This is a genomic window from Phenylobacterium sp. (assembly GCF_016793285.1).
Lineage (GTDB): Bacteria > Pseudomonadota > Alphaproteobacteria > Caulobacterales > Caulobacteraceae > Phenylobacterium.
Genome location: NZ_JAEUMO010000224.1, coordinates 1 through 4,404, shown reverse-complemented (window position 1 = coordinate 4,404; position 4,404 = coordinate 1). Strand labels below are relative to the sequence as shown.

At 71.8% G+C, this 4,404-nt stretch carries 5 protein-coding genes; 2 read left to right on the top strand and 3 right to left on the bottom strand.

Features of this window, described 5'->3' with window-relative positions:
- Window positions 1-5: 5 nt before the first annotated feature.
- Both JNL41_RS19585 and JNL41_RS19580 read left to right on the top strand, forming a co-directional pair.
- A complete protein-coding gene (locus JNL41_RS19585) occupies window positions 6-704 on the top strand; it encodes a response regulator transcription factor (protein ID WP_293477856.1) in 699 nt (232 codons plus the stop codon).
- 126 nt (window positions 705-830) lie between these two features.
- Entirely contained in the window at window positions 831-1,973 is a 1,143-nt protein-coding gene (locus JNL41_RS19580) for a hypothetical protein (RefSeq protein ID WP_293477855.1), read from the top strand.
- A 46-nt stretch (window positions 1,974-2,019) separates the two neighbouring features.
- Here JNL41_RS19580 and JNL41_RS19575 read toward each other — a convergent pair whose 3' ends face one another.
- The 3 genes from JNL41_RS19575 to JNL41_RS19565 all read right to left on the bottom strand — a co-directional run.
- Entirely contained in the window at window positions 2,020-3,759 is a 1,740-nt protein-coding gene (locus JNL41_RS19575; protein WP_293477854.1) for an amidohydrolase family protein, read from the bottom strand.
- Between the two features lie 102 nt (window positions 3,760-3,861).
- Window positions 3,862-4,134, bottom strand: coding sequence for a DUF2277 domain-containing protein (locus JNL41_RS19570; protein WP_293477853.1), 273 nt, complete (start codon window positions 4,132-4,134; stop codon window positions 3,862-3,864).
- Window positions 4,135-4,167: 33 nt separating this feature from the next.
- Window positions 4,168-4,404: hypothetical protein (locus JNL41_RS19565; protein WP_293477852.1), on the bottom strand; the 237-nt coding region annotated here is incomplete at its 5' end.

The window sequence follows — 4,404 nt, the reverse complement described above, 5'->3', positions numbered from 1 at the left end:
GCGGCATGACCGAGCCGGCCGCCATCATGCTGGTGGACGACGAGCCGCAGATCGCGCGCTGGCTGAGCCCGGCGCTGCGGGCGGCGGGCTACCACGTCGAGCACGCCGAGACCGGCGCCGCAGCGCTGAAGCGGCTGGCCGACACCCGCTGCGACCTCGTGCTCCTGGACCTGGGCCTGCCCGACATGGACGGCAAGGACCTGATCCCGCGCATCCGCGAGTGGTCGGACACGCCGATCATCGTGATCTCGGCGCGCGACCAGGAGGCCGAGAAGGTGGCCGCGCTGGACCTGGGCGCCGACGATTTCGTCAACAAGCCGGTCGGCGTGGACGAGCTGCTGGCGCGCATCCGCGCGGCGCTGCGAAACCGCGCCCGGCGCGTGGCCCAGCAGCCGGCGTTCAGGTCGGCCGACCTGGAGGTCAACTTCGCCGCCCGGCGGGTCTGGGTGGAAGGCGTCGAGATCAAGCTGACGCCGCGCGAGTACGACCTGCTGCGGGCCCTGGCGCGCCAGGCCGGCATGGTGCTGACGCACGCCCAGATCATCGGCGCGGTCTGGGGCTCGGACGCCAACGTGGAGGCCCAGCATGTGCGCGTGCTGATGGCGCAGCTCCGCAACAAGCTGGAGGCCGACCCGTCGAATCCGCGGCTGCTGCTGACCGAGACCGGCGTCGGCTACCGGCTGAAGAGCGACGAGGACCCCTGAAGCGGCGACCGCCGGGCCGGGTTACACCTTCGCTCGACAACCGCCGGTCTCTGCGAGACCATTCCGCCGACGAGGCGAACCGGCCGGACACGGGCGGACGCCTGAAGGCCTGGGGAGGACCACGTCATGCACGCCGCCAAGCGTCCGTTCGCCGCAAAGACCTGGGCCTTCGGCCTGCTGATCGCCGCGGCGCCGATGGCGCCGGGGACCGCGGTGGCCGCCGATGCGCCGGCCAAGGCCGCGCCCGCGAAGGCGGCCGCCTACAAGGCGCCCAGGAATGCGTTCGGCCAGCCGGACCTGTCGGGCGCCTGGAGCAACGCGACGCTCACGCCCATGATGCGGCCGGCGAAGTTCGGGACCCGTTCGGTGATGACGCCCGACGAGATCCACGCCGCCGAGGAGGCCGCGGAGGTCGAGGTCGAGGAAGGCAACGCCGAGACCGATCCGAACGCCGACGCCGAACACCGCCAGAAGTTCTCGAACCTGAAGCCCGAGTACGCGGCGGCGGGCGGGGATACGGGCGGCTACGACCGCGGCTGGCTGGACCCCGGCAGCTCGGTGATGCGGGTGAACGGCGAGGCGCGCACCAGCCTCATCACCACGCCGAACGGCCAACCCCCGGCCCGCAAGCCGGGCGCGCCGCCCGCGCCGCGGTTCGGCGGCGGCATGGGCAGCTTCGATTCCTACGAGGCCCGGTCGCTGGGCGAGCGCTGCATCATGAGCTTCGGCCGCAACGCCGGCCCGCCGATGCTGCCCAACGGATTCTACAACAACAACTACCAGTTCGTGCAGACCGCCGACGCCTTCGTCATCAACGTGGAGATGATCCACGACACCCGGATCGTGCGGCTGAACGCCAGGCACCGCACCGACGGCGTGCGCAGCTACATGGGCGATTCCATCGGCTGGTGGGAGGGCGACACCCTGGTGGTCGAGACCACCAACTTCCTGCCGAACCAGCAGTGGATGGGAAGCTGGGAAAACCTGAAGGTCACCGAGCGCTTCACCCGCGTGGGCGACAAGCGCGTGCGCTACGCCTTCCAGGCCGAGGACCCGACGATCTGGGAGAAGCCCTGGGGCGGCGAGTACGAGTTCTACGCCCTGAACGGCCGCGTCTACGAATACGCCTGCCACGAGGGCAACTACGCCCTGCCGGGCATCCTCGCCGGCGCCCGGGCACAGGAGGAAGAGGCGCGCAAGGCGGCGGCCGCCGCGCCGGCGCCGGCGCCGACAAAGGCGGGCGCGAAGGCCGGCGGCGGGGCGCAGTAGACCTCCTCTCCCCCGAACGCGCAGCGCGAAGAGAGGGAGAGGGGCTTTACTCCGCCGCCTGCAGCAGCGGCGCCGCCTGCCGCCCGCGGATGAGGCGGCCGGGGAGCGGGCCGGCGGGTTGGCCGTCGCGGTAGATGATCTGCCCGGACTTGACGGTGGCGACGTAGCCCTCGGCGTCCTGCATGAGGCGGCGCGCGCCCGTCGGCAGGTCGTAGACCATGTAGGGCACGCCGAGCTTCAGCCCCTCGAAGTCGATGACGTTGAGGTCGGCGAGATAGCCGGGGGCGACGACGCCGCGGTCGTCCAGGCCCACCGCCCGGGCCGTATCGAGGGTCTGGGCGCGGATGGTCCGGCTGAGGTCCAGCTTCGGGCCGCGGGTGCGGTCGCGGCACCAGTGGGTGAGCATGAAGGTGGGCAGGCTGACGTCGCAGATGGCGCCGACGTGGGCGCCGCCGTCCGAGAGGCCGGACAGGCAGTTCGGATTCGTCAGCATCGCGTGGACGTTGTCGAGGCTGCCCTCGACGTAGTTGTGCATCGGGAAGAACAGGAAGGCGCGGCCTTCGTCGGCGATGAGGGCGTCGTAGACCAGCTCGTCGGGATCGACGCCCAGCGCCCTGGCCCGGGCGCCCAGGCTGGTGGAGGGGTCTGGCTCGTAGTCCACCGCGCCGCCCTCGATGGCGTACATCTTGTGGTGGGCGCCGGCGAGCGAGTTGATGAACGGGTGGCCCTTGGCCGGCGCCTCGGCGATGAGGCGCTCGCGGAAGGCCGGATCCCTCATGCGGGCGACCTTCTGCGCCAGCGGCAGGTCGGCGATCTCGGCATAGGACGGGCGGCTGATGAAGGGGTGAGCCGAGCCCTGCAGGCCCAGCATCAGGCCCACCGGGCGGCCGGCGACCTGGGCCTTGATCGGGTAGCCCTCCTCCACCGAGGCATCCATGCGGTCCATCAGCTCGCGCCAGCGGTCGGGGACCACGTCGGCCTGCACCAGCGAGAAGGTGAGCGGCTGGCCGGCGATCCTGGTCAGGTCGCGGATGAGGGCGAACTCCTCGTCCATGTCGGCGAAGTCGCTGACCCACTGCAGGACGCCCGAGCCGGCGTCGGCGAGGCCCTCGGCGATGGCCTCCATCTCGGCGCGGGCGGCGCCGATGGTGGGGGTGAGGTCGCCGTCGGCCGTGCGGTGGACCATGGTCCGCGTGGTCGAGAACCCCAGCGCGCCGGCCCGGATGGCCTCGGCGGTCAGCGCGCGCATCCGGCGGGTCTCGTCCGGCGTGGCCGGATCGCGGTTGGCCCCGCGCTCGCCCATGACGTAGACGCGCAGCGCCCCGTGGGGGACCTGGACGGCGACGTCGATGTCGTGCGGCAGGGCGTCGACCGCATCCATGAACTCGGCGAAGCTCTCCCACGTCCAGCTCAGGCCCTCGTGCAGGGCTGCGCCGGGGATATCCTCGACGCCCTCCATGAGGCGGATCAGCGTGTCCTCGTCGCCCTTGCGCACCGGCGCGAAGCCCACGCCGCAGTTGCCGGTGACAACCGTGGTCGCGCCCAGGGTCGAGGACGGCGTCAGCCGCGAGTCCCAGGTGACCTGGCCGTCGTAGTGGGTGTGGATGTCGACCCAGCCGGGCGTGACCATCAGGCCCCGGGCGTCGATCTCCTCGCGGCCCTTGCCGGCGACCTGGCCCACGGCGACGATGCGGTCGCCGCGGACGGCGACGTCGGCGGCGACAGGCGCGGCGCCAAGGCCGTCGAACACGGTCCCGCCACGGATCACCAGGTCGTAGTCGGACATGGGCTGCTCCTTCGAGGGCGGCATCATCGCGCGGGGAGGCCGGGTCGGGAAGCCTGACGCGGGGGCGCCCTCACGGCCGATCGTCGGGCGGCGGTCGCGGAACTAGGCCTTGGCGAAGCGGACGGCGTTGCGTTCGCGGGCCTTGGCGGCCTCCACGTCGCGGTCTCTCGGCGGGGCCTGGGTTTCGAGGTCCTCCAGGAGGTGGTGGGCGATGTGGGCGACGTCATGCACCGCGCGGTCGAAGGCCCTCCGGTTGGCCTTCGACGGGGCGTTGAAGCCCGACAGCTTGCGGACGAACTGCAGCGCTGCGGCCTGGATCTCGTCGTCCGTGGCCGGCGGGTCGAAGTTGAAGAGGGTCTTGATGTTGCGGCACATGGCGGTCGTCCTGGGCCTCGGGTGTGTCGGAAGTCAGGCCTTCTCGGGCTCGGGCGTGTCGCGGCCGATGCCGCCGAGCTGCCAGCCGACCGCCTTGGTCATCCGCTCGTAGAAGCTGACCTCGTAGGCCTCTTCCGGCGTCTCTCGCACCATGCGGTCCATGATGACGGCGTCCTCGCCGACGAGGATCCGCCAGCGCTCGGCCTTCACGCCGTCCAGGATGATGGTCGCGGCCTGGGCCGCGGTGGTCGGCGCATCCTCGAGGAAGCG